Origin of the sequence: Micromonospora sp. NPDC049836 (assembly GCF_044465125.1) — a bacterium.
Taxonomy (GTDB): Bacteria; Actinomycetota; Actinomycetes; order Mycobacteriales; family Micromonosporaceae; genus Micromonospora.
The window spans coordinates 806832-828661 of record NZ_JBITLH010000001.1; the positions used below are offsets into that span (position 1 = coordinate 806832).

At 74.2% G+C, this 21830-nt stretch carries 17 protein-coding genes and 1 pseudogene; 10 read left to right on the plus strand and 8 right to left on the minus strand.

Annotation, left to right across the window (positions count from 1 at the left end):
* Positions 1-150 precede the first annotated feature (150 nt).
* The 3 genes from ACIBPB_RS03880 to ACIBPB_RS03890 all read left to right on the plus strand — a co-directional run bounded on the left by ACIBPB_RS03880 (position 151) and on the right by ACIBPB_RS03890 (position 6268).
* Positions 151-2457 (plus strand): immune inhibitor A domain-containing protein, encoded by a 2307-nt coding sequence (locus tag ACIBPB_RS03880; protein ID WP_396838053.1) that lies wholly within the window; start codon positions 151-153, stop codon positions 2455-2457.
* A 284-nt stretch (positions 2458-2741) separates the two neighbouring features.
* Entirely contained in the window at positions 2742-5177 is a 2436-nt protein-coding gene (locus ACIBPB_RS03885) for an immune inhibitor A domain-containing protein (RefSeq protein WP_396838182.1), read from the plus strand.
* Positions 5178-5335: 158 nt separating this feature from the next.
* Positions 5336-6268 (plus strand): alpha/beta hydrolase, encoded by a 933-nt coding sequence (locus ACIBPB_RS03890; protein WP_357309140.1) that lies wholly within the window; start codon positions 5336-5338, stop codon positions 6266-6268.
* Position 6269: 1 nt separating this feature from the next.
* On the opposite strand, the gene ACIBPB_RS03895 is transcribed toward ACIBPB_RS03890, so the two are convergent.
* On the minus strand, positions 6270-6635 hold the full coding sequence (locus ACIBPB_RS03895; RefSeq protein ID WP_396838054.1) for a hypothetical protein: 366 nt from the start codon (positions 6633-6635) through the stop codon (positions 6270-6272).
* Positions 6632-10411: an SseB family protein gene (locus ACIBPB_RS03900; protein WP_396838055.1), complete on the minus strand. Its 3780-nt coding sequence runs from the start codon at positions 10409-10411 to the stop codon at positions 6632-6634. Before ACIBPB_RS03900 ends, ACIBPB_RS03895 begins: the two co-directional genes overlap by 4 nt.
* Before the next feature lie 142 nt (positions 10412-10553).
* Here ACIBPB_RS03900 and mycP point away from each other — a divergent pair, with 142 nt between their 5' ends.
* Entirely contained in the window at positions 10554-11762 is a 1209-nt protein-coding gene (gene mycP, locus ACIBPB_RS03905) for a type VII secretion-associated serine protease mycosin (protein ID WP_396838056.1), read from the plus strand.
* 152 nt (positions 11763-11914) lie between these two features.
* On the opposite strand, the gene ACIBPB_RS03910 is transcribed toward mycP, so the two are convergent.
* Complete coding sequence (locus tag ACIBPB_RS03910) at positions 11915-12208, minus strand: WXG100 family type VII secretion target (RefSeq protein WP_357309128.1); 294 nt, start codon at positions 12206-12208, stop codon at positions 11915-11917.
* 19 nt (positions 12209-12227) lie between these two features.
* A complete protein-coding gene (locus ACIBPB_RS03915; RefSeq protein ID WP_046569267.1) occupies positions 12228-12545 on the minus strand; it encodes a WXG100 family type VII secretion target in 318 nt (105 codons plus the stop codon).
* A 234-nt stretch (positions 12546-12779) separates the two neighbouring features.
* Between ACIBPB_RS03915 and eccE the strand changes: the two genes are divergently transcribed.
* The 5 genes and pseudogenes from eccE (at position 12780) to rarD (ending at position 17074) form a co-directional block, all read left to right on the plus strand.
* Positions 12780-14570, plus strand: a complete 1791-nt coding sequence (eccE, locus tag ACIBPB_RS03920; RefSeq protein ID WP_396838057.1) for a type VII secretion protein EccE — start codon at positions 12780-12782, stop codon at positions 14568-14570.
* A gap of 110 nt (positions 14571-14680) precedes the next feature.
* The gene (locus tag ACIBPB_RS03925; RefSeq protein WP_046569252.1) at positions 14681-15067 is read left to right on the plus strand and encodes a phage holin family protein; all 387 of its coding nucleotides are present in this window, start codon (positions 14681-14683) and stop codon (positions 15065-15067) included.
* Positions 15068-15146: 79 nt separating this feature from the next.
* Positions 15147-15593, plus strand: a pseudogene (locus tag ACIBPB_RS03930) (GNAT family N-acetyltransferase); the annotation flags it as partial.
* Between the two features lie 72 nt (positions 15594-15665).
* Positions 15666-16154 carry a GNAT family N-acetyltransferase gene (locus ACIBPB_RS03935; RefSeq protein ID WP_396838058.1) on the plus strand — a complete coding sequence of 163 codons (489 nt, stop codon included), beginning with the start codon at positions 15666-15668 and terminating at the stop codon, positions 16152-16154.
* Positions 16151-17074, plus strand: a complete 924-nt coding sequence (rarD, locus tag ACIBPB_RS03940; protein ID WP_396838059.1) for an EamA family transporter RarD — start codon at positions 16151-16153, stop codon at positions 17072-17074. Before ACIBPB_RS03935 ends, rarD begins: the two co-directional genes overlap by 4 nt.
* A gap of 13 nt (positions 17075-17087) precedes the next feature.
* Here the strand turns inward: rarD and ACIBPB_RS03945 are convergent, their stop codons facing one another.
* From ACIBPB_RS03945 to ACIBPB_RS03955, 3 genes are all read right to left on the minus strand, one after another.
* Positions 17088-17777 (minus strand): anti-sigma factor family protein, encoded by a 690-nt coding sequence (locus tag ACIBPB_RS03945; RefSeq protein ID WP_396838060.1) that lies wholly within the window; start codon positions 17775-17777, stop codon positions 17088-17090.
* Entirely contained in the window at positions 17774-18289 is a 516-nt protein-coding gene (locus tag ACIBPB_RS03950; protein WP_197087890.1) for a sigma-70 family RNA polymerase sigma factor, read from the minus strand. Before ACIBPB_RS03950 ends, ACIBPB_RS03945 begins: the two co-directional genes overlap by 4 nt.
* A gap of 171 nt (positions 18290-18460) precedes the next feature.
* The gene (locus tag ACIBPB_RS03955; protein ID WP_396838061.1) at positions 18461-19243 is read right to left on the minus strand and encodes an IclR family transcriptional regulator; all 783 of its coding nucleotides are present in this window, start codon (positions 19241-19243) and stop codon (positions 18461-18463) included.
* 154 nt (positions 19244-19397) lie between these two features.
* On the opposite strand from ACIBPB_RS03955, the gene ACIBPB_RS03960 reads away from it, so the two are divergent.
* Complete coding sequence (locus ACIBPB_RS03960; protein ID WP_396838062.1) at positions 19398-20630, plus strand: MFS transporter; 1233 nt, start codon at positions 19398-19400, stop codon at positions 20628-20630.
* A gap of 81 nt (positions 20631-20711) precedes the next feature.
* Here ACIBPB_RS03960 and ACIBPB_RS03965 read toward each other — a convergent pair whose 3' ends face one another.
* Positions 20712-21794 (minus strand): polyprenyl synthetase family protein, encoded by a 1083-nt coding sequence (locus tag ACIBPB_RS03965; RefSeq protein ID WP_396838063.1) that lies wholly within the window; start codon positions 21792-21794, stop codon positions 20712-20714.
* Between the last annotated feature and the right edge of the window lie 36 nt (positions 21795-21830).

Sequence of the window (21830 nt, forward strand, 5' to 3'; positions counted from 1 at the left end):
TCCGGATTTGACCCGGTAGCAAGGGCCGTCGTCTCGATGATTGACCGGTGACAACCAGGCAAACCTCTGTCATTGTGAGTGACGCATGACATGACAGTGATGGTTCTGGCTGTCTCTGTCATGTAACAGTTCCACAAAGGAGGAGGACCTTTGAGGAGACGAGTCACAGCGGGCCTGGCCTCGGCCGCGGCCGCGCTGCTGGCGGCCGGTGTCGTCACGGCGCCGGCGTCCGCCGCCCCCGCGGCGGGGCCCACCCCCGGCGCCGACAAGGCCAAGCACGGCAGGGACAACCTTCCGGATCCGAAGGCGGATCAGCAGCGGGAGGTCAAGAAGCAGGCGATCTCGAACCTGCTGACCGGCAAGGCCAAGCTCCAGACGCGCAACGGCTCGAAGGTCATCCAGGTGAAGGACGACCTGTTCGTCGAGTACCAGCAGGCGCCGAAGGAAGACCCCATCTTCACGATGCTGGTCAACTTCGGCGACAAGACCGACCCCCGCACCGGCGGCAGCGCCGGCCCGGTGGTCAACCAGATCCCCGAGCCGGACCGCAACTGGGACGGCAGCCCCACCGACGACAACAGCACCATGTGGCGCCCCGACTTCCACCGCGAGCACTACCTGGACATGTTCTACGGCGAGGGCGAGTCGTTCCGGGACTTCTACCTCAAGCAGTCGGGCGGTCGGTACACCGTCAACGGTGACGTGAGCGACTGGATCACCGTTCCCTACAACGAGGCCCGGTACGGCAGCAACGCCATCTCCGAGGCCGACGGCTACTGGAACTTCGTCAAGGACAGCGCCACGTCCTGGTACGACACCCAGGTCCAGGCCGGCAAGACGCCGCAGCAGCTCAAGGACTACCTGAAGCAGTTCGACATCTGGGACAGGTACGACTTCGACGGCGACGGCAACTTCAACGAGCCCGACGGCTACATCGACCACTTCCAGGCGGTGCACGCCGGTGAGGGCGAGGAGGCCGGCGGCGGTGCCCAGGGCGAGGACGCCATCTGGTCGCACCGTTGGGCCGCGTTCCCCAACCTCGAGGGCAAGGCCGGCCCCGCCGGCAACCTGGCCGGTGGCGTCCAGATCGGCGACACCGGGATGTGGATCCGTGACTACACCACGGAGCCGGAGAACGGTGGCCTCGGCGTCTTCGCCCACGAGTACGGTCACGACCTCGGTCTGCCGGACCTGTACGACACCGCGGGCGGCGACAACGGCACGGGCTTCTGGACGCTGATGTCCTCCGGTTCGTGGCTCAGCCACGGCATCGACGACATCGGCTCGACCCCGGGTTACATGGACCCGTGGTCGAAGCTCTACCTGGGCTGGCTGAACCACAGCACGGTCGAGTACGGCGCGGGCACCACCAAGGTGACCCTCGGCCCGGCCGGTGACAGCGACGGGCCGAAGGCCCAGGCTGTCGTGGTCAACCTGCCCGCCCAGACCCAGACCACGAACTACAACACGCCGTTCGGCGGGTCGTACGAGTGGTGGGGCGGCAGCGCGGACGACCTGAACACCACGCTGACCCGCACCCTGGACCTGACCGGTGCGACCTCCGCGTCGATCACCACGAAGGCCCAGTGGGACATCGAGGAGGACTACGACTTCCTCTACGCCGAGGTGTCGACCGACGGCGGTGCCACCTGGGCCGCCCTGTCCAACTCGCTCATCGACGCGGGCGAGACCGGGGTCGACGGCTCCACCAGCGGCAACTGGGTCGACCTGAGCTACGACCTGTCGGCGTACGCCGGCAAGACGGTGACCTTCCGCTACCGCTACGCCACCGACGGCGGCGTGCACCTGGCCGGCCCGTTCCTGGACAACATCGCGCTGACCAAGAACGGCACGGTGGCCTGGACCGACGACGCGGAGAACCTGGCCGCGGAGTGGACCGCGAAGGGCTGGACCCGGATGGGTGGCTCGGTGACCGCCAGCTACCCCCGCTTCTACATCGCCGAGAACCGGACCTACTTCGGTTACGACGACACGCTGCGGACCGGCGGGTACAACTTCGGGTTCAACAACACCCGGCCGAACTTCGTGGAGCGGTTCTCGAACCAGCCCGGCATGCTGGTCTGGTACGTGAACTACGCGTACGGCGACAACAACACGTCGCAGCACCCGGGCTACGGCCTGAACCTTCCGGTCGACGTCCGTCCGGGCCAGATCAAGGTCGGCAACCAGGGCACCATCACCAACCGGCGGAACGGCTACGACGCCACGTTCAGCCTGTACACCAAGCCGGCCCAGACCTTCCACCTCAACGGGCAGGCGGTCACGGTCCCGGAGCTCGCCCCGAACCCGATCTTCACCGACAGCGGGGCGAACAAGTACTGGAACAACAGCAACCCGTGGAACTCGGTGAAGGTCGCCGGCAGCGGCACCAAGATCGAGATCCTGCAGCAGGGCACCACCCCGACCAGCGACATGGTCGTCAAGATCACCAACTGATCGGGTAGCACGACAGAGGGGGCCGGTGGCGGCGACGCCACCGGCCCCTTTCGCGTACCCCGATGGCATTCGCCCTGGTCATCCCGCTCGATCGACCGGCCAACATGTGACGGTGTGGAGCGATCCCAACAAAAAGTTGCTACAAATCGACGCAGCTGTCTTCCCACCGGTCACGGGAATGTCTATCTTCACCATTGGTCCCACTAGTGGGACCTCTCCACCGGCCCGTACCCCCGTTGGGCCGGTTCCCTCACACCGGAGGTATCCACGTGCGCAAAGTCGCAGTGGGTCTGCTCGGGCTCTCGCTGACGGCGACCGGACTGGTGGCAGGCACGGCCGCCAGCGCCGCGCCGACGCCGAAGCTGCCGGCCGCCGCTCCGTCGGTCGCCGAGCCGCAGGCCCCCCACGATCTGCCGGACAAGCTCGAGGACAAGCGCCGGGCGCTCCGCCAGGAAGGCCTCAGCGAGGTCCTGTCTGGTCGGGCCAAGGCCCAGAAGATCAACGGCAGCACCGTCGTCAAGGTCGGAGAGACCGCCGGCGGCGCCGCAGCCGCAGCCGGCGCCCGCTCCGCCGCGGCGAAGGCCGGCAAGAAGGACCAGTACGTCGAGCTGGAGCGCGAGCGTACCGACAAGATCTTCGTGATCCTCGCCGAGTTCGGCGACGAGCGCGACCCGGCCTACCCGGACAAGGACATCAACCCGGACATCGCGGGGCCGACCAGGTACGACGGACCGCGGCACAACGAGATCCCGGCGCCCAACCGGGCGTTGGACAACTCCACCGTCTGGCAGGCCGACTACAGCCCGGAGCACTTCCGCCAGCTGTACTTCGGGACCAACCCGGGCGACGAGTCGCTCAAGCAGTACTACGAGGCCCAGTCGTCCGGCCGCTACACGGTCGACGGCATGGTCACCGACTGGGTGAAGGTCAAGTACAACGCCGCCCGCTACGGCCGCTCGGACGACCCGGTGGCGGACGACGATGTGGACAACCCGGCCAACGACCCGGCGGTCTGCGCGGACAACGTCTGCCCGAACACCTGGGACCTGATCCGCGACGCCGTCACCCAGTGGGTCGCCGACCAGAAGGCCAAGGGCCGCACCGATGCCCAGATCAAGGCCGACATGCAGTCCTACGACCAGTGGGACCGGTTCGACTACGACGGCGACGGCAACTTCAACGAGCCGGACGGCTACATCGACCACTTCCAGATCGTCCACTCCGGTGGCGACCAGGCCGACGGTGACCCGCACCAGGGCGAGGACGCCATCTGGAGCCACCGCTGGGCGGCCTACAACACCTCCCGGGTCGGCCCGCCGAACTTCCCGATCGGTGGCACCCAGATCGGCGACACCGGCATCTGGATCCGCGACTACACGATCCAGCCGGAAAACGGTGGCCGCAGCGTCTTCTACCACGAGTACGGCCACGACCTCGGCCTGCCGGACGACTACAACAACATCAACGGCGGCGACAACAACAACGAGCACTGGACCCTGATGGCCCAGAGCCGGCTCGGCGGCAAGAACGACCAGGGCATCGGCGAGCGCGGTGGCGACCTCGGCGCCTGGAACAAGCTCCAGCTCGGCTGGCTCGACTACGAGGTGATCAAGGCCGGGCAGAAGCGCACCCTCAACCTGGGCCCGGAGGAGTACAACTCCGCCAAGGCGCAGGCCGCCGTCGTGGTGCTGCCGCAACGGGAGTACACCTTCCAGTACGGCAAGCCGTTCGAAGGCACCAAGCAGTACTTCTCCGGTAACGACGACGACCTGGACAACACCATGACCAGGACGATCGACCTCACCGGGAAGACCTCGGCGGCGCTGACCATGAAGGGCCGCTTCAACATCGAGAGCGGCTACGACTACCTCTTCTTCGAGGCGTCGACCGACGGTGGCAAGACCTGGGCCGCGCTGCCCGGCACGGTCAACGGCAAGCCCATCCCGCCGGTGTCCAACACCGACCCGACGCCGGGTCTGACCGGCAGCAGCGCCGGCAACTGGCTGGACATCAACATCCCGCTGAACACGCTGGCCGGCAAGGTGGCGCAGTTCCGGTTCCACTACACCACCGACGGTGGGGTCTCCTCCGGCGGCTTCTTCGGCGACGCCATCACGGTGACCGCCGACGGCCAGACCCTGCTCAGCGACGGCGCCGAGAACGGTGCCGGGGACTGGGCGCTCAAGGGCTGGACCATCGCCGAGGCGACCTACACCCGGCTCTTCGACAACTACTACATCGCCGGCAACCGGTCGTACGTCTCGTACGACAAGTACCTGAAGACCGGCCCGTACTACTTCGGCTACGCGAACACCCGCCCGGACTGGGTGGACCACTACGCGTACCAGGAGGGTCTGCTGATCTCGTACTGGAACCTCCGGTACGCGGACAACGACACCTTCGAGCACCCGGGTGAGGGTCGTAACCTCTACATCGACGCGCACCCGCGGCCGATCTACAACCTGACCGGTGCCCCGTGGCGGGCCCGCGTCCAGGTCTACGACGCGCCGTTCAGCCTGAAGAAGGCCGACTCGTTCACGCTGCACATCAACAGCCAGCCGCAGTACATCCGGGGCCAGGCCGCGCAGCCGCTGTTCGACGACACCAAGCAGTACTGGTACCCGGAGCTGCCGAACCACGGCGTCAAGCTCCCGGCCGCCGGCGTCAAGATCAAGGTTCTCCAGCAGAACGGCACCTCGATGAAGGTCCGCTTCTCCTGAGCCACTGATCACCGCACCATCCGCGATGCCCGGGCAGGTCACCTGCCCGGGCATCGCCCGTTGCGGCCTCCGGCCGTCCCGGGTGATGCCCCGGAGAAACCCCCCATCCTGGCCACCTGCGCGGCCGTTCGGCCCGGAGCCGCCCTAGGCTGTGCCCCATGACCGACCAGCGAGGCGGACCCGTCGACGAGTCCTGTGTCCTCCCCGAGGGGCCCTGGACGCACCGCTTCGTCGGCGCCAACGGCAGCCGCTTCCACGTCGTCGAGGCCGGCACCGGCCCGATGGTGCTCTTCCTGCACGGCTTCCCCGAGTACTGGTACGCCTGGAAGGACCTGCTGCCGGCGGTCGCCGACGCCGGGTTCCGGGCGGTCGCCGTCGACCTGCGCGGCTACGGCGCGAGCGACAAGCCACCCCGGGGGTACGACGGCTACACCCTCGCCGCCGACGTGGCCGGCCTGATCCGCGCCCTCGGCGAACGGTCGGCCACCCTGGTCGGCAGCGGGGCCGGCGGCCTCATCGGCTGGACCGCCGCCTCCTTCCACCCGACCCTGGTCCGGCGCCTGGTGGTGCTGGGCGCGCCGCACCCGCTGCGCCTGCGGGCCGCCATCTTCGCCGACCCGCGCGGGCAGTTCACCGCCTCCACCCCGACGCTGAAGTTCCAGCTACCCCGCTACGAGCACGTGCTGACCCGGGACGACGGCGCCGAGGTCGAGCGGATGCTGCGCCGCTGGGGCGGTCCGGCCTGGGTGCACGGTCCCGAGTTCGAGGCGTACGCGCGGTGCTGCCGGGTGGCCATGCAGATCCCGCAGGCCGCCTTCTGCGCCCTGGAGGGCTACCGCTGGGCGTTCCGCTCGGTGCTGCGGCTGCACGGCTACCGGTTCGTCAAGCTGATGCAGAAGCCACTCGTCACGCCGACCCTCCAACTGCACGGCGCGCTCGACCGGGCGTCCCTGCCCCGCACCGCCCAGGGCTCCGGCCGCTACGTCAGCGGCCCGTACGAGTGGCGGCTGCTCGACGGGGTCGGCCACTTCCCGCACGTCGAGGCCCACGACCTGGTCCTCGGCGAGGTGCTGCGCTGGACGAAGTCCTGAGTCAGACCCGCTGCTCGCGCAGGTCGGCGACCTCGCGCGCCGGCGCCCACCCCTGGTAGACGCCGAAGTCGAACGCCTCCAGCCCCATCGCCTTCGCCACCGGCCAGCGCCCGCCGGTGTACTCGACCCGCAACCAGCCCTCGTGCTCGGCCAGCACGATGAACGGCTGCCCCTGCCAGGTGCAGGTGGTCCGCACGTACGCGAGATCCTCGACCTCGGCGGCCGGCACCACCCGCACGTACCGGCCGGGGCGTACCTCCTCGAAGCCCTCACCGGGCTCGGGCTGGTAGAGGCGGACGTCGTCGCCGTCCGGGCTGGCCTGGTACTCCCGGCCCTGCCAGCGGGCCACGTAACCGTCCCGGTTCATGCCGGGTCCACCGGTCGCCAGAGCAGCGCGTCGGTGTCCAGGACCGCGACCACCCGCTCGCTGCCCTCCGCGCCGACCCGCCACAGCTCCGCGCCGTGCGGCAGCCGGGCGCTGTCCACCTTGAACTCGGCGACCACGTCGCTGGTCTCCCCCGGCGCGAAGCCGTTGCCCCGGAACGGGGGACGCTCGATGACCCAGCCCTCCATCGCCCGCATGGCGGCCTCGTTCTGCCCCCCGTACGGGATGCGGTAGAGGCTGGGCCGGTACGCCGGCCAGCGCAGCAGGTAGATCTCCTCGGCGTCCCGCCGGAACGGCGAGTCCGGGTGCCCGAGGCCGAGCGTGTCGAAGAGTTCGGCCGGCGTACGCAGGTGCGACAGCTCGCTGGCCCGGTGCACGAAGCCGGACACCCGGTCGTAGCCGCGCTCCAGGTAGTAGGCGAGCTGGCTCGGCGCGATGGCCTTCTGCATGGTCACCGGACGGGTGCGGTCCACCGGGGGCGCAGCCGTTCGGCTGGTGGACGCCGGTTCGGTATCGGCGGCGGAGGCGTCCGCCTCGCCGTCCGGGTCGTCGCCGAGCCCCACCTCGGCGGCCCAGTTGGCCAGCGCGAGGACCTGCTCACCCGGGTAGGTCGCGCCGACCGGGCTGCCCGGGTTCACCGCGAACGACCAGCTCACGTCCGGCCAGCTCCGGATCAGCCGGACGAACTTCACCCGGGCCGTGTCGACCGGGCCGCCGGAGCGTTCGGCGAGCCGCTCGGGCGAGGTGTGCACCACCACGTACGTCCCGCCGTCGAGCTGCTCGGTCCGCCACACGAAACCCGGGTCACCGGGCCGGCTGCCCGGCGCGGAGTCGGGGGCCACCGGCAGCAACACCCGGGCCAGCAGCAGCGTGGTGAGGAACCCGTCGGTGCTGCCGCTGCTCGTCGCGGCCAGCAACTCCTCCTCGACCTCGTTCGCCGGCACGAAGTCGGCCGGCGCCACCGGCGCGCCGCCGGCCACCGGGGTCGGGCCGGCGGTGGCCGCGGTGACCGGTGCCGCCGGCTCCTCCACGGCGCCGGTCGGCCCACCCGTCCTGCCGGCATCGAGGGGCGTCCCGGCGGCGTCGGACGTCCCGGTCGCATTGCGGGGCGTCCCGACGGCGTTCAAGGGCGTCCCGGCGGCGTCGGAGAGCGGTCCGGCGGGGTCGGCGGGCGGTCCTGGCGGCCGGCTGGCGGGTGCGAACAGCGACGCCGCTCCCGGGGCCACGGGCAGCGAGCCCGGCGATCCGTCGGCGGGGGCGACCGGCGGGGCGGTCTCCTCGCTCGCCGGCGCCGGCCGGGTCCCGGACGGCGCGTCGGCGGGACCGAAGAACGAGTCCGCCCCCGGGGTCTCCCCGGTGACCGGCGACCCGCCCGGCCCGGCGGGCGGGTCGAACAGCGGCCCGGTCGGCTCGGCGGACGGATCGTGCAGCGGCCCGGTCGGCTCGGCAGGCGGACCGAACAACGGCACCGTCGGCTCGGCGGGCGGATCGTGCAGCGGCACCGTCGGCTCGGCGAGCGGCTGGACCGGCTCGAACAGGGAGCCGGTGCCGGGCGGGCGGGCCGGGGCGGGCGGCTCGTCAACCGACCGGCCGTCCGGGCCGGAGCGCACGAGGAATGCCCCGTCCGGCTCCGCCGGACGGCCCGCCGCGCCGACGGGCTCGACGCCGCCGGGTGGGTCGAGGGTGAGAGGCACGGTCGCCTCGCTGGCACCGGCCCAGGGCACGACCGGCTCACCACCACCCACCGGGTGCACCGGCGACGCGGCCTGCTCCGGGGCGCCGGCCCAGGGCACGACCGGCTCACCACCACCCACCGGGTGCGCCGACGGCATTATCGGCTCGCTCAAACCGCGCCAAGGCGCGGCCGGCTCGCCACCACCCGCCGGGTGCAGCGGCGACGCGGCCTGCTCCGAAGCGCCGGCCCAGGGCGCGACCGGCTCGCCCACGCCCGTCGAATGCCCCGGCGGCACCCGCGCCTCGGTCGTCGCCGGGGCGGCGACGGGAACGGTGGGTACGGCGTACGGCTCGGGAACCACCGGCTCCGGCCGGACCGGTGCGGGCGGCTCGGCAACGGTGAGGTCCCGGGCCTCGATGACCGTGCCCTCGATGACGATCGGGGTGAATCCCCGCCGCGACGCGGGCGGGGCGGACACCGGCTCGGCGAGCGACGGGGGTAGCTCCTCCGCCTCCGCCGGGACGGCGAAGCCCGCCTCCCCGGGCGCCGGGATGGGCTGGGTGCGCTCGTCGGCGTCGGTCAGGTCGGCGGGGCGGGGACGGCGCCGGGGCAGGGCCTCAGTCGTCTCCTCGGCGGAACCGGGCGGTGCCGCCGGGCGGAAGGCGCGCGGCGGCTCCTCGTCGGTACCCGGGCGGCGGGCCGGGGTGGCCTCGGTGGCCGCGGCGGTGCTGAACGCCCGGGTCGGGTCCTCGGGCACCGGCTCGTTCAGCGGCCGGCGACGCGGGAACGGCCGCCCGCCACCGGCGAACCGGGACGGCGGTGCGGGGCGCTCGGCACCCCGGCTGACCGGCTCCACTGGGGACGGGCGCCGGGACGGACCGGCGGGCGGCTCGAAGAACGACCGGGCCGGCGGCGGGGGCGCGGGCTCGCCGGAGCGGCTCCGGGCGGCGCCGCCCCGGCCGGCGTCGGCGAAGGGATCCGGCTCGTCGGGCCGCCGCCGCAGGTCGCTCACCCAGCCGGAGAGGCTGTCGGCGGCGGCGTCGGAGGGGTTGGCGGGGGCCCGGTCGGGCAGGCCGTTGCCCGGGCGTAGCCATCCGTCGCGGGCCGTCGCGTCGCCCTCCGGCGGTCGGCCCGACGACCCGAGGCGGTTCGCGGCCAGGAAGCCGGGCGGTCCGGGGCGGCGGGGAATCGGCGGCAGCGGTGGGTCGGCCGCGCCCGGTGCGGCGGGGCGGCCCGGCGGGACGGGCGGTGCCGGGAGTGACCCGGTCGCCGGCTCGACCGGCGGGACCGGGCCCCGGAGGTCGGTGGCGGTCTGCTCCCAGGGCGCGGCCGGCGACGCCGTGGCGGGGAAGCCGGACGACGCCGGTTCCGCCGGCCGGGCCGGCACGGAGCGGCCGGCCGTGGGTACGCCGGCGGCCGGACCATCAGGTCGCGTCGGTTGGCCGGCGAACCCGGAGCGCGGCAGGGGCGAGGCGACCGGCGCCGGGGCGGCGGCAGGGCCCGGGCCGGGCGTGGCCGGCGCGACCGGCGTCCTCGATGCCGGCACGGCCGGCCCCGCCGGCCACCCGGCCGGGGTCGAGCCGGCGCCGCCCGCCGGCGGGGTCACGCCGGCCGGCGTCTCCCGGCCGGTGGCGCGGGCGCGGGTCGCGTTCTCCACCCGCTCCAGGCGGGCCCGGGCTCCCATGGTGCGCCCCGGCAGCCGGACGTCCCCCCGGGACAGTTGGGCCACGTACCAGGCCGGCAGGTAGCCCTCGATGGGCAGGCCCGGATTGACCGCGAGCCACCACTCATGGTTCGGCCAGCCGGCGGCCAGGTCGGCGTACGGGACGCGCCGGGTGGCACCGGCGTTCTCGCCCAGGCAGGCCCGCATCGCGTTGACCGAGGTAAATGCCAGAATGTGCGTCCGGCCGCCGGTCGTCCAGGTGCCCCAGCCCACCGGCGACTGCCCGCCGAGCGCCTCGGCGGAGACCGGCAGCAGGAGATCCGTCCTGGTCAGGATGCGGAAGTAGAGCTGCTGGTCCTGGGCGCGGAGGGCATCCCGCAGCGCCACCTCGGCCTCGGTGGCCGGCTCCCATCCGGTCACGGCCACCTCTCCTTCCGTGCACAGGCCACAGGTATCGCTTACAACCTACAAGGTGGTAACAAGATCACAATGGCTGGCCGCCGGCGGCGCGGCCGGGGCGCTAACATCCCGTTCCGGAGTCGACACGATACGGAGGCGGTCGATGTCCCGGCCCATCGCACGCCCGGCCCTGGCCCTCCTGGCGGCCGTTCTCGGCACCGCGCTGCCGGCGGCCACCCCGGCGGCCGCCCGGGTGCCCGCCCCGTGCGCCACGCCGCCCGCACCGGCGCGCCCGGTGACCGGCCGGCCGTGGCCCCAGCAACGGTACGCGCCCGACCGCCTCGCCCCGCTCGCCACCGGCGCCGGGGTGGTGGTCGCGGTCGTCGACTCGGGCGTGGACCGGACCCATCCCCAGCTCGCCGGGCGGGTGCTGGCCGGCGCCGACTTCCTCGACCCGGGCGGCGACGGCACCCGGGACTGCGCCGGACACGGCACCGGGGTGGCGAGCATCATCGCGGCGGGGCCCCAGCCCGGGGTGGCGTTCCGGGGTCTGGCGCCGGGCGTCCGCATCCTGCCGGTACGGGTGAGCGAACAGCAGGTCGTCGACGGGCGGGAGGCGGGGCGGACGGTGGGCGCGGCCGGTTTCGCCCGGGCCATCCGGTGGGCGGTGGACCACGACGCCGACGTGCTCAACCTCTCCGTGGTGCTGTACGCGGACCACCCCGCGGTGCGGGCCGCGATCGCCTACGCGCAACGCCGGGAGGTCGTCGTGGTGGCCGCCGCCGGCAACCTGCACGACAGCGGCGATCCGTGGCCGTATCCGGCGGGGTACGACGGGGTGCTCGGGGTGGGTGCGGTCGGGGCGGACGGGGTGCGCTCCCCCTTCTCCCAGACCGGCCCGTACGTCGACGTGGTGGCGCCCGGCAGCGACGTGCTGATGGCCGCCCCGGGACGGGGGCACCACCGGGCCGAGGGCACGAGCTACGCCGCCCCGTTCGTGGCGGCCACCGCCGCGCTGCTGCGGCAGTATCGCCCCGAACTGAGCGCGGCGGAGGTGACCCGGCGGATCCTGGCCGGCGCCGACCCGGCGCCCGGCACCGGGGAGGGCTACGGGGCGGGGGTCCTCAACCCGTACCGGGCGGTGACCGAGTCGGCCGGGCCGGTGGCCGCCCGACCGGACCGGGTGGCGGCGCTGGCGCTCGACCGGGACGACCCGGCCACCCTGGCCCGGCAGGCGCGTCGCGCGGCGGCCCGGCACCGGGCGCTCCTGGTGGCCGGCGCGGCGGGCGCGGCGGCCCTCGTGCTGGTGCTGATGGCCGCGGTGCTTCCGCGCGGCGCCCGCCGTCGCTGGCGCCCGGCCGACCCGGCCTGATCCGCCCGCCGTCCCGCGTCCGGGCCGACTCGGCCGGCTGGCCCGGCCCGGGCCGGCCGGGCCACGGCTCCGGGTCGGGCACCGGGCACCGGGCACCGGGCACCGGGCACCGGGCACCCCACGACGCGAACCCGCGACCGGCCGGACCGGGACTACTGGAAGAGGTTGGTGTTGCGCTTCTCGGTGTCGAGATAGTCGGCGGCGGAATCGTCCACCGCCAGCTTGATGTCGCGCAGCATCGCCTGGAGGTCCTGGGAGGCCGCCCGCCACCGCGCCTGCCGCTGTTCGTACGCCTCGCGGGCCTCGCCGGACCAGCTCGCGACCAGCGGAGCGGCGTCCCGCTCGAGCTGGCCGAGCTGGCTGTCGAGGGTGTTCAACGCCTTCTGGATGTCCGCCCCGGCCTGGTGCAGCGCGGCGAAGTTGACGACCAGCACACCGTGGTCCATCGGTTCCGTCCTTCCCTGGTCAGAGCGGCAGTTGGATGCCGCGGTGCGTGCCGGCCACCCGGGTGGCCGCCTCGGTGTCCGACGCGTCGTACTGCCGGCCGGCGGTGCGGATCGCGGTGGCGGTCTCCCGCAGGGCCCGCTGCAGCGCCGCCTGGTCCTCCGCCCACTGCCGCTTGACCTGCTCGAACGACCGCCCGCCGGCACCCCGCCAGGCCTGCTGCAACACCTCCAGCTCCGCCATCAGGCCACTGAGCATGGTCTGCAACGACTGGTCCGCCTGCTCGAACTTCGCGGCGGTCTGCCGCATCACCGCAGCTTCCGCCTGGGTCTGGGACATCCCGGACGTCACCTCGTCTCCTCGGTCGTGGCTGGTCGCCGCAACGACCACCGTGGATATGCCGGAGCGCGCGGTGCCGGAATCGGGGATGGGAGGGGACGGCGCGCTCGACGAACTCGTCGCTGACGGTAGCGGTCCGATTGCGGTTCTGCTACCCCCCGGGCTCCCCTGTGGACAAAGACCGCCTACGATGAGCCACGGCATCGTCACCCGACGAACAGGTGAGGAGGCGCGGTGACGGCGACCACGACCGGCCGGCCCCCGGCGGTCTCCGGGGCGCCACGCTGGACGCTGCGCCCCGCCGCCGGCGCGCGGGCCGGTCAGGTGGTGGCCACCCAGCTCGCGGTCGCCGCGCTCGTCGCGGCCGTCGGGCGCGGGGTGGCGGTGACCGCGGCCGCCCTGCTGCTGGCGGCGGTGCTGCTCCCCGCGACCTGGGCCCGGTGGCGCGGGCGCTGGCTGCACGAGTGGCTGCTGATCGGTCTCGGGCACCTCGGCCGGCCGCGGGCCCTGCCGGCCACCGCCGGGCCGGCCGCGCTGCTGGGGTTGGTCGCCCCCGGCACGGCGGTGCACCCCGTCGAGCTGGCCGGCGGGCCGGCCGCCGTGCTGGACGACCCGGCCGGCACGACCGCGCTGCTGGAGATCGGCGATCCCAACGACCTGCTCGGTGACGGCCCGCGGGCCCTGCCCGCACCGCTGTCCCTGCTGCCCCCGACCGGCCCGGACAGCCCACCGGTGCGGGTCCAACTGCTGCTCTCCGCCTCGCCCGCCCCCGCGCCCGGCGCCGGGGCCGGCCCGGCCGGCGTCTCCTACCGGCAGCTCACCGACGGGCGGCTGGCCGCCCGGTCGCGGGCCGTGCTCGCGGTCCGCGTGCTCCGGACCGAGGGCTGGTCGGACGCGGAGCTGCGGCGGGCACTCGCCGGGGCGGTCCGGCGGATCGTGCGCCGGCTCAGGCCGCTGACCGGGCGGCCGTTGGGCGGGCCGGCGGCCCTGCGGGTGGTGGCCGAGCTGGCCCATCACGATCCGGGCGCGCCGGTCCGCGAGTCCTGGCCTGCGGTCACGGCCGGCGGGCTGACCCAGGCCACCTACCGGTTGTGCCGCTGGCCGGACCCGCACGGCGAGGCGGGCCGGCGGCTGGTGCCCCGGCTGCTGGCGCTGCCCGCCACCGCGGTCACCGTGGCGCTCTGCGTCGGTCCGCGCGCCGGTGCCGACGCCGCGCCGGTTCCGGTCGAGCTGACCGTACGGCTGGCCGCCCGGACCGCCGCGGAGCTGTCGGCCGCCGACCGGGCCCTGCACCGGCTGGTCGGCGATCTGGGCGCGGCGGTCCGGCGGCTGGACGGTGAGCACCTGGCCGGCCTGGCCGCCACGCTGCCGCTGGCGGTGGCCCGGGGCGGCGCCCCGGTGGCCGGGGCCGAGCTGGCGGCGCTGGAGCTGCCGCTCGGCGAGTCGGGGCTGATGGTCGGGACCAACCGGCACGGCGGCGGGGTGACGGTCCGCCTCTTCGGGCCCGGCCCGACCCGGCTGCTCCTGGTCGGCGGGGTACGCGCCGCGCAGCTCATGGCCCTGCGTGCGCTGGCGCTCGGTGCCCGGGTGGTGGTGCGGACCGGCCGGCCCCGGGCCTGGGAGCCCTTCGTGCAGGGCGTGGGCGGGGCGGTGCCGCTGCTCCCGCCGGGACGGCCGGTGGGCGGTGCGCCGGGCTCGCCCCTGCAACCGCTGCTGCTGGTGGCCGACGGCGGCGCGCCACCGGCCGAGACCGGCCCCTGGTGCTCGGTGCTGCTGCTCCGGGAGAAGTTGGCCGCCGCCGACGCGCCGGCGCTGGCCCGGGCCGACCTGGCGATCCTGCAACCGCTGGATCCCGGTGAGGCGGCGCTGGCCGGCGCGGCCCTGGGCCTCGGCGGCTCGGCGGCGTGGCTGACCCGGATCCGGGACGACATGGTGGCCGTGGTCAACCGGCGGGCGCTGCGCTGGGCGCTGCTCTCCCCGACGCCGATCGAGGCGCAGCTGGTCGGCCGGCCGAGCCGCCGCTGAACGGCCGCCGATTCGACACGGCCCGACCGGCCGAGCCGCCGCCGAGCCGGCGCGGATTCGTCGATCTTTCCGGGTTCCCCCGGTGGACGGTCCGTGGCACGATCCCGGCCATGGGTTTTCTGAAGGGTCTTCTGATCCGGCTGGCCACGACGGCCGTGGCCTTCTGGCTCGCCACGCTGCTCATCCCGGGCATCACCCTGGACTCCGACTCGGCCACCGAAACGGTGACCACGCTGGTGCTGGTGGCGGCGATCTTCGGGGTGGTCAACGCCGTGCTCCAGCCGGTCATCAAGACCGTCGGTTGCGGCTTCTACCTGCTCACCCTCGGTCTGATCGCGCTGGTGGTCAACGGTCTGCTCTTCCTGCTGACCAGCTGGATCGCCGGTGAGGCCGGGCTGCCGTTCCACGTCGACGACTTCTGGCCGGCGGCGGTGCTGGGCGCGCTCTTCGTCGGCATCGTGACCTGGATCCTCGGCGCGGTCCTCGACCGGGACTGACCACAACGGCGCGGTCCGCGACCGCGACTGACCACATCGGCCCGGCCCCGGAGGGTCGCCGCGCGACGGCGCCCGCCGGGGTCGCGACGCGGGGAGGGGCATGCCGACATTCATGATCCGGGCGGCCACGGACGCGGACGTCGAGGCCGTCCTGGCCTTCTGGCGGTTCGCCGCCGAGGACACCGACCGGCACGACACTGCGGCGGGGGTGCACCGGCTGGTCGCGCGCGACCCCGAGGCCCTGCTGCTGGCGGTCGATCAGGGCACGGTGGTGGGTTCGGTGATCGCGGGCTGGGACGGCTGGCGCGGGCACCTGTACCGGTTCGCCGTCCATCCGGCGCACCGTCGCCGAGGCATCGGCCGGGCGCTGCTGGCCGCCGCCGAACGGCACCTGGCCCGGCTCGGTGCCCGGCGTGCCGACGCCATGGTGCTCGACGACAACACGCTGGGCCGACAGGTCTGGGCCGCCGCCGGCTACCGGCAGCAGACGGAGTGCCACCGCTGGGTCAAGCCGCTGTCGTCCTGACCCGGGGCGGCCAGACCAGCGGGCGGGAATTGGCTGGTGAGCAGGGCGGGTGCCGATACTAGCGTCGATCGGGTGTTCTCTCTGACCCGCGCCGACGGCTACCAGCTCAGCACCGACCCGGACCGGCTCGACCTCGACCGGGTGCACCACTGGCTCTCCACCGACGCGTACTGGGCGCTCGGGCGGGAGCGGGAGACGGTTGCCCGCGCCTTCGCCGGCTCGATCGGGTTCGGCGTCTACCGGCCCGGGGACGGCCGGCAGGTGGCGGTCGCCCGGGTGGTCACCGACCGGGCCACCTTCGCCTGGCTCTGCGACGTGTACGTGGACCCCGCGGAGCGGGGCCGAGGGCTGGGCACCTGGCTGGCCGGGGCGGTCCGTGACCACCTGGCCGGGCTGGGCGTACGGCGGATCCTGCTGGCCACCGCGGACGCGCACGGGGTCTACGCGAAGGTCGGCTTCGGCCCGGTCGACGTGCGGCACTGGATGGAGTACGACCGGCGGGTGAAGCCGGTCACCAGAAAGGATCCCGACCCCAGGCCACCCCTTACGGTAGAGGCGTGAACCAGACCCGCCTCGGTTACCTGTACGGCCTCGGCGCGTACCTGATCTGGGGTTTCTTCCCGCTCTATCTGAAGCTGCTCCGGCCGGCCGGGCCGGTGGAGATCCTCGCCCACCGGATCGTCTGGTCGGTGCTCTTCGTGGCGCTGCTGCTGGGCACGATGCGCAACATCGGCTTCCTGCGCGCGCTGGCCCGGCGGCCCCGGGCGCTGGCCGGCATCGCCACCGCGGCCGCGCTGATCGCCGTCAACTGGGGCACCTACATCTACGGCGTGAACTCCGACCGGGTGGTGGAGACGGCCCTCGGCTACTTCATCAACCCGCTGGTCATCGTGCTGATCGGGGTCTTCCTGCTGCGCGAGCGGCTGCGCCCGGCGCAGTGGGTGGCACTCGCGGTGGGCGGGGCCGCCGTCGCGGTGCTCACCGTCGACTACGGCCGGCTGCCCTACCTGGCGCTGGTGCTGGCCTTCAGCTTCGCCGGCTACGGGCTGGTCAAGAAGCGCCTCGCCCTGCCCGCCGCGGAAGGGCTCTTCGTCGAGTCGGCGGCGCTGGCCCTGCCGGCCCTGGCCTATCTGGGCTGGCTGACCCGGCGCGGCGACCTCGCCTTCGGGCACGTCTCGGCCGGGCACACCGCGCTGCTGGTGCTCGCCGGCGCGGCCACCGCCGTCCCGCTGCTGCTCTTCGCCGGGGCGGCCAACCGGCTGCCGCTGTCCACCCTCGGCATGCTCCAGTACGTCGGCCCGATCCTCCAGCTCGGCTGCGGGGTGCTGGTCTTCCACGAGCCGATGCCACCGGCCCGGCTGGCCGGCTTCGCGCTGGTCTGGCTCGCGCTGGTCATCTTCACCGTGGACGCCCTCCGCGCCGCCCACCGCACCCGCGCCGGCGCCCGTACCGCCGACCCCGTGCCCAGCCCGGCCCGCTGACCACCGCGCGGGGTCAGCGGACGTCGTAGGCGAGGACGGGAGTGTCGTCGCCGCGGAGCAGTTCCAGCCGGACCAGTTCGCCCTCGGTGAACCGGGTCGCGCCGGTGAAGCGCAGGTCGTCGCCGGGAGCGGCCAGCCAGGACCCGATCTGCTCCGTCGCGCCGTCCGGGCCGTGCGCCACCAGCCGGAAGGTGTACGCCTCGCGGTGCCCGGCCCGGCGGTCGTACCCGCAGTGCATGGTCACCTCGGTGCCCCAGTCGGTGCCGGTGAGGCCGATCTCGGCGTGCACCGGCACCGTGCCGGCGACGGGCCGCATGGCGGCCAGCGACACCGCCGGCGCGGGCGGCGGGACGGCCGGCCGCAGCAGCGACACCCCGACGCCGGTGAGCACCGCCAGGGCCGCCGCGGCGAGCGCGGTGGCCGCGTACCGCCGGCGGGACCGGGACCGGTCGCGGCGCCGGCGCTCCCGCGCGGCGTCGAGCAGCGCCGGCACCCGGGCGGTCTCCGGCCCGTCGTCCAGGAACTGTTCCAGCCCGGCCGGGTCGAGCCGGCCCAGCAGCCCGGGCAGCACGGCGATCTCGGCCACCGCCTCCCGGCAGGACGCGCAGCCGGCCAGGTGCCGCTCGTAGGCGGCGCGGTCGGCGGGGGTGAGGGCACCCAGCACGTACGCCCCGTCGTCGTGCGCGAACTCGCAGCGGGTCATCCGGTCACCCCCATCTCGGCCAGGACCAACCGTAGTGAGCGCAGCGCGTAGTGGGTGCGGGACTTCACCGTGCCCGCCGGCACCCCCAGGCGGGCGGCCGCCTCCGCCACCGAGCGGCCCTGGTAGAAGCACTCGACCAGCACCTCGCGGTGGGTCGGGGTGAGCCGGTTGAGCGCCTCGGCCACCGTCCACGCCTCGACCGCGCGTTCCGCCTCGTCGACCGTCTCGGGCGGCTCGGGCAGCTCGTCGGTGTAGACCTCGCCGACCCGGGTGGACCGGCGCCGCCAGGCGTCGATGGCCAGGTTCCGGGCGGTGGTGAAGAGCCAGGCACGGACCGAACCGCGCCGGGGGTCCAGCGACTCGGGGTGCCGCCAGGCGCGGAGCAGGGTCTCCTGCACCAGGTCCTCGGCGCGGGTGCGGTCGCCGTTGACCAGCCGGAGGGCGTGCGCGAAGAGCGCGTCGGCGTGCTCGTCGTGCAGGGCGCGCAGCAGTTGAGCGTCGTGGTCGGTGATGGTGATCCCTCGCTTCCGCTGGCGGCGAGACCGGCGATGCGTTCGACCCTTGATACGTGCGGCGACGCCGAACGGTTCAGCCCCAGGTCAGGTCGTCGCCGAAGCGGTCCGGTCAGGAGGGCCGGCCGGGTGGGCGACCGGTACCGGGAGGGCGGCGGCGAGTGTCCCGGGTCAGGGCTCGCTGGCGATGCCGTCGGCGATGGCTCGGGCGGCGGTGAGCAGCTTGGCCCGGACCACCCGGGCGGAGGTCATCATCTCGCCGGCCGGCAGGGCGCAGGCCAGCACCACCCGCCGCTCGATGTCCTTGTCCGGGGTGACCAGCACCGCGGCGCAGGCCACCCCCTGCCGGAACTGGCCCAGCTCCAGCTGCATGCCCCGCCGGTCGCCGGCGGCCAGGTCGGCCTCGAACGCCTCGGGGGTGAGGATGGTGGCGCCGGTGAACGGGCGCATGCCGTACTCGCGCAGGTAGCGGAAGCGCTGCTCGGCGGTGAGGGTGGCGAGCAGGCTCTTGCCGAGGGCGGTGGCGTGCGCCCCCTCGTCGAAGCCCGGCACCAGGTCCTCCAGGTAGGGCGAGCGGGCGCCCTCGGCGACCGCCGTGACGGCCACCTGGCCGCCCACGAAGCGGCCCAGGTAGTGGCTCCACCCGGTGTCGGCGGCCGCCCGCCGCAGCGACTCCCCGACCGCCTGCGGCCCGCGGAACGCGGTGACCAGCTCGCGGTACCGGTCGGCCACCTCCAGCCCGACGATGTAGGTGCCGTCCTCGCGCCGGATCACGTAGCCCTCGTAGGCGAGGGTGCGGACCAGGTGGTAGGTGGTGGCCACGGTCAGCTCGCAGCGGCGGGCGATCTGCTTGACGGTGAGGCCTCTCGGGGCACGGCCGACCGACTCGAGCACTCGTAGCGCGCGGGAGACGCTTCGGATCAGGTCCGAAGGTTCCGCCAAGGGGTCGCGCACAACCACCTCCGCCGCCGGGGACTTACACCATATGAAAAACCGCCCGAGTGCGAAATGCCTCTCCGGATCGAGGATGCCAGATCACCGGGGTCGAACCGGGTACCGACAGACACCATCAGCTGCCGAAACGTGGCCGGCGTAGGTTGGGCGGACGATGACCGACACCGTGTTGCACCCCTCGCCGCCGGCGCCCCGCCACACCGTTCGGACCAGCGCGGGCGCCATCATCACCACGATCGCCTGCGTCCTGCCGGTCTTCCTGCTCGGCGGGCTCGCCGTCCAGATGGGCCACGACCTGCACTTCTCCCCGGCAGGTCTGGGCCTGGCCGTGTCGGTCTACTTCGGGATCAGCGCGCTGGCCTCGGTCCCCTCCGGGGCGCTCGTCGAGCGGTACGGGCCGGTCACCGTGGCCCGCGCCGGCATCCTGCTCTCCGCCGGCTCGCTGCTGGCGGTGGCGGCGCTGGCCCGGTCGTACCCGGTGCTGGTGCTGCTGCTCGCGCTCAGCGCGGCGGCGAACGCGCTGGGCCAGCTCGCCAGCAACGCGGCGCTCGCCGCGCACGTGCCCGCCGACCGGCAGGGGCTCTCCTTCGGGCTGAAGCAGGCCGCCATCCCGATCTCCACCCTGCTGGCCGGCGCGGCGGTGCCGGCCATCGCGCTGACCGCCGGCTGGCGCTGGGCGTTCGTGGTGGCCGCCGGGGCGGCGCTCGCCGCGCTGCCGGCCGTACCGGGGCGGCGGCGGGAGTCGACGGGCCGGGCGGCCGTCGGGCGGGCCGGGCCGGGACGGGCGGCGCTGCTGGTGGTCGGGGTGGCCGCCACCCTGGCGGCCGCCGCGGCGAACGCGCTGGGCACCTTCGTGGTGGACTCGGCCGCCGGGCGCGGCCTCGCGCCGGCCCTGGCCGGCCTCACCCTGACCCTGGGCAGCGCGGTCTGCGTGGCGGCCCGGATCGGCGCCGGCTGGCTGGCGGACCGCCGCGCGGGCGGGCACGTCACGGTGATCGCCGGCATGCTCGTGGTCGGCGCCGCCGGGCTGGGCCTGCTCGCGCTGCGCGGTCCGGCGGCGCTGGTCGCCGGCGTGGTGCTCGGCTTCGGTCTCGGCTGGGCCTGGCCGGGGCTGCTGAACTTCGCGGTGGTCCGGCTGCACCCGCAGGCTCCGGCCGCCGCCACCTCGATCACCCAGACCGGGGTGTACGCGGGCGGCTGCGTGGGCCCGCTGGGACTGGGCGCGGTCGCCGCCCATCTGGGCTACCCGGCCATGTGGACGGTGGCCGGCACCGCCATGCTCCTGGCCGCCGCCCTCATGCTGGCCGGCGCCCGCCTCCTGACCCGGGCCCACCCCGCCCCCGCCCGACCGCGCTTCCCCCGACCGGCCCCCGCCGCGGGGCGTTGATCAGGAGTTTGGGTCACCCCGAGCCGGGGTTCCCGACCCGAACTCCCTGATCAACAGCAGGAGCAGCCCCGGGGGTGGGGGTCAGCTGGTGCGGTCGGCGATGTAGTCGCAGAGGGATTCCAGGGCGCGGCGGGCCGGGCCCTGAGGAAGCGGGGCGAGCTGGGTGCGGGCGTCCTCGGCGTAGCTGCGGACGGTCTCCCGGGCGCGCTTGAGCGCCGGGGACTCGCGGAGCAGGCCGAGCGCCTCGGCGTGCAGCGCGTCCTCGACCAGCGGGCCGGTGGCCAGGATCTCCCGCAGCCGCACGCTGGCGGCGTCCGAGTCGTCCGAGCCGAGCGCGTACAGCACCGGCAGGGTGGGCACGCCCTCGCGCAGGTCGGTGCCGGGGGTCTTGCCGGACTGCACGGACTCGGAGGCGATGTCCAGCAGGTCGTCGGAGAGCTGGAAGGCCACCCCGATGATCTCGCCGTAACCGGCCAGGGCCTCGACGTGCTCGGCGGGGGCGCCGGCGAACATGCCGCCGAACCGGGCCGAGGTGGCGATCAGCGAGCCGGTCTTCTCGGCGATCACGTGCAGGTAGTGGGCGACCGGGTCGGAGCCGCGCGGGCCGACCGTCTCGGCGATCTGCCCGTGCACCAGCCGGGCGAACGTGCGCGCCTGCAGCCGGACCGCGTCAGGCCCCAGGTCGGCCGCGATGTCGGCGGCCCGGGCGAAGAGGAAGTCGCCGACCAGGATGGCCACCGAGTTGGTCCACCGGGAGTTGGCGCTCGGGGCGCCCCGGCGCACCGCGGCCTCGTCCATCACGTCGTCGTGGTAGAGCGTCGCCAGGTGAGTGAGCTCCATCACCACCGCGGCCGGCACCACCTCGGCGGCGGTCGGCTCACCGAACTGGGCGCCCAGCGCCACCAGCAGCGGACGGAACCGCTTGCCGCCCGCGTCGACCAGGTGCCGGGAGGCCTCGGCCACGAGCGGGTCGGCGCTGGCCACACTCTCCCGCAGCTGGCCCTCGACGCCATCCAGCACGCCCAGCACGGACGCCTCGACGCGCGGGTCGGCGAGGTGCATGCCGAGCGCGCCGAACTGACCCGTGCCCGCCGGACCCCGACGACCGCCGGAGCCGGTGGCACCTGAACGCTCGCCAGCCGGAATCACCACGTACTCAACCATGCCACACCCGTTCGACCTGCCCGGAGAGGGGGATAC